The sequence below is a fragment of the Clostridium chromiireducens genome, from assembly GCF_002029255.1.
GTDB classification, from domain to species: Bacteria; Bacillota; Clostridia; order Clostridiales; family Clostridiaceae; genus Clostridium; species Clostridium chromiireducens.
Genome location: NZ_MZGT01000157.1, coordinates 1 through 3,174, shown reverse-complemented (window position 1 = coordinate 3,174; position 3,174 = coordinate 1). Strand labels below are relative to the sequence as shown.

The 3,174-nt window shown below is 29.3% G+C and carries 5 protein-coding genes; 3 read left to right on the top strand and 2 right to left on the bottom strand.

Going from position 1 to position 3,174, the window contains the following annotated elements; genetic code table 11:
• The first annotated feature begins 181 nt into the window (after positions 1–181).
• The 3 genes from tsaE to rimI are packed head-to-tail and all read left to right on the top strand — an operon-like array spanning position 182 to position 1,828.
• Entirely contained in the window at positions 182–643 is a 462-nt protein-coding gene (tsaE, locus tag CLCHR_RS24070; protein WP_079442466.1) for a tRNA (adenosine(37)-N6)-threonylcarbamoyltransferase complex ATPase subunit type 1 TsaE, read from the top strand.
• Positions 640–1,389, top strand: a complete 750-nt coding sequence (gene tsaB / locus CLCHR_RS24065; RefSeq protein ID WP_079442465.1) for a tRNA (adenosine(37)-N6)-threonylcarbamoyltransferase complex dimerization subunit type 1 TsaB — start codon at positions 640–642, stop codon at positions 1,387–1,389. Before tsaE ends, tsaB begins: the two co-directional genes overlap by 4 nt.
• A gap of 1 nt (position 1,390) precedes the next feature.
• Positions 1,391–1,828, top strand: coding sequence for a ribosomal protein S18-alanine N-acetyltransferase (gene rimI / locus CLCHR_RS24060; protein ID WP_079442464.1), 438 nt, complete (start codon positions 1,391–1,393; stop codon positions 1,826–1,828).
• A 146-nt stretch (positions 1,829–1,974) separates the two neighbouring features.
• Here rimI and CLCHR_RS24055 read toward each other — a convergent pair whose 3' ends face one another.
• Entirely contained in the window at positions 1,975–2,739 is a 765-nt protein-coding gene (locus CLCHR_RS24055; protein WP_079442463.1) for a DeoR/GlpR family DNA-binding transcription regulator, read from the bottom strand.
• Positions 2,740–2,938: 199 nt separating this feature from the next.
• Positions 2,939–3,100: a rubredoxin gene (gene rd / locus CLCHR_RS24050; protein WP_079442462.1), complete on the bottom strand. Its 162-nt coding sequence runs from the start codon at positions 3,098–3,100 to the stop codon at positions 2,939–2,941.
• Between the last annotated feature and the right edge of the window lie 74 nt (positions 3,101–3,174).

Here is a 3,174-nt window from a genome sequence, read left to right as displayed (position 1 = left end):
ATATTTTATAGTAAATATTATTTAATAATTTGATTTTATATAATTTTGTTATAAAATAAGAAGATAAGAATTCATTATCTTTACATTTATTATCCCATAATAAGAATTATATTATGTGAACATATAATAACTTAAAATCCTACAATGTAAGATTTAGATTCTTACCCAAAGGAGGAATTTCATGGAATTTGAAGTTTATAATGTAGATACTACTACAAAATTAGGAATACAACTTGGCAAGATGCTAAATCCTGGTGATATAATTTGTTTAACCGGAGATTTAGGTACCGGCAAAACTCATATTACAAAGGGAATTGCTCAAGGCCTAGGTATATATGATACTATCACCAGTCCAACATTCACAATTGTTAACGAGTATGAAAGTGGAAGATTAAAACTTAATCACTTTGATGTATATAGAGTAAGTGATCCTGATGAGGTTCATGCAATCGGATTTGATGATTATATTTTTTCAGATGCCGTATCAATTATAGAATGGGCAAATTATATAGAAGAAATCCTGCCAGAGGATTTGTTACATATTAAGATAACGAAAGATCTTAATAAAGGTGAAGATTACAGAAAAATACTTTTGACTCCTTATGGGGAGAGATATAATTATATAAAGGAGCTGAAAATATGATTACACTTGCAGTAGACTCATCTTCCAAGGTTGCAACTGTTGCTTTAATGAAAGATGGAAAATTGCTTGGAGAAATTACTCTAAATGACAAAAAGGAACATTCAGTTATTTTAATGACAATAATTGAAACTTTATTAAATACAAATAATATGAGTATTAATGACATTGATGGTTATGTAGTTTCAAAAGGACCTGGTTCATTTACAGGACTTAGAATTGGCATGGCAACAATAAAGGGTCTTAGTTTTGGAAGCGGAAAACCTTATGTAAGCGTATCTAGCCTAGATGCCCTAGCACTTAGTGTCGCTAATTTTGACGGTATTATATGTCCAATAATGGATGCTTTAAGAAATAGTGTCTACACATCATTATATAGAGGACATTCTAATTTAACTAGTTCAAGCAAAACAAAAGATTTAGATACAAACACTGACCTGCAGGTTTATCTTGAGAAACTTTTAGATTATTCTGCTTTAGACATGGATGAATTAATCGAAATAATCAAATCAAAGAATGAAAAAGTAATTTTTATAGGTGATGGTCTAGATAAGTATAAGGACTATTTAATTGAAAATTGTCCAAATTGCTTCTTCCCTCCTAATCACCTTAATTTAGTTCGTGCATCTTCTTTAGGAGAGATTGGCAGTTCTCTATTAAGAAATGGAATATTTGATAATTCAGATTCCAGTCCATTTTATCTAAAAAAACCGCAGGCTGAAAGAGAATATGAGCAAAGGATGAAGTAAGATGTGTGTAAATATTGATTTAATGAAAGAAGAAGATATTGAGGCCGTTTTAACTATCAGCTCATTAAGCTTTGCTGTTTGCTGGAGTAAAAGTTCCTATATTCAAGAATTAACTAATCCTGTTGCAAAATATTTTGTAGCTAAAATTGATGATAAAGTTGTTGGTTTTGCAGGAACATGGATTGTATTAGATGAATCACATATAACAAATATAGCAGTACACCCAAGCTACAGAAAGCAAGGAATCGCATCTAAACTACTTGAAGAATTGCTTTCTCACTGTAAAAGGCAAGGCTGCGTAGCCTATACTTTAGAAGTAAGAAGCAGCAATACAGCCGCAAAAGCTCTTTATGAAAAACATAATTTTAAGCAAGATGGCATTAGAAAAGGCTATTATGAAGACAATAAAGAAGATGCAGTGATAATGTGGCTAAGATAAAACTAAAACATAAATAGCTCATAAATAAAACATACACTTATATTCACAAGTGTATGTTTTATTAGCTAAAAACCATTATTAAGGTATTAATTGTTTTTTCAAACTTTCTAGGGTCATAACCATATTAATTATGCAGGTAACTATTATCAAATTAATTCAATTTCATTGTTTTCTAATATATCAATAATTTGCTCATTGGGTTTTTCGTCAGTTATTATAGAATTTATATCATCAATCATCGCAAATTTATAATTACCATCTGCAAAGAATTTCTTATTTTCCATAACTAAAAATGTCTTTTTACTAGATTGTATTATCGTTGCTTTTGTTATTCCGTCTTCGATCTCAAAAGTGGTTATACTTCGGTCAAAGGCATCTATTCCACAACTACCTATAAATGATTTATCAAATTTATATTTTTTAATAAAATCATTTGTTGCAGATCCTATAAATCCATTTAAGGATTTATTTAAAACTCCAGCCGCCAATACTACCGTTATATTATTATTTGAAGCCGATAAGATATTTGCAATTTCTAGCATATTAGTTACTACTGTTACTCTTTTAGCAGTGTTCACGATAGCTTTTGCTATCAAAATATTAATTGTAGATATATCTAAGAATATGGTTTCCCTATCTTCTATTAGATCTAATGCTTTCTTGGCAATTTCAGTTTTAGTTGAAATATCGACTTTTTCTCTTTCTGAAATATCATGTAATTGGGACGACTGCCTAATTTGAATAGCGCCTCCATATGTTCTTTTTAGTTTTCCCGCATGTTCTAACTGTTTCAAATCTTTTCTTATACAATCTTCCGTTACTTTAAATTTTTGACTCAAATCTTTGACTTTTATTTTCCCCTGTATATTTAGAATATTTAATATCTCGTTAAGTCTTTCTTCAGTAAACATACTACTCATTCTCCTGCTTGTTATTGTTGCACTACATTATTAATTAATATTTATATAAATAAGGGACTTTCAAAACTTTTATAATTATTTTGATAGCCCCTTATGGTTACATCCCTAGAAATAAAACAGTTCTTAAAGCTACTGTTTTATTTCTCCTTATAAAATTATATCCTTATTATTGTATAAAAAACAATACAAATTATTGTTCTTTTTCAAAATCTGATTTTGGTACTCCACATAGCGGGCAAACCCATTCATCTGGAATATCATCAAATTTTGTTCCAGGAGCTACACCATTATCTGGATCACCTTCTGCCTCATCATAAATATAACCACACACTGTACATACATATTTCTCCATATTAAAAACCTCCCTTAAATTAATTATATAATATAATCAAATATATATATTGTATTAATAATTACATACTAAAG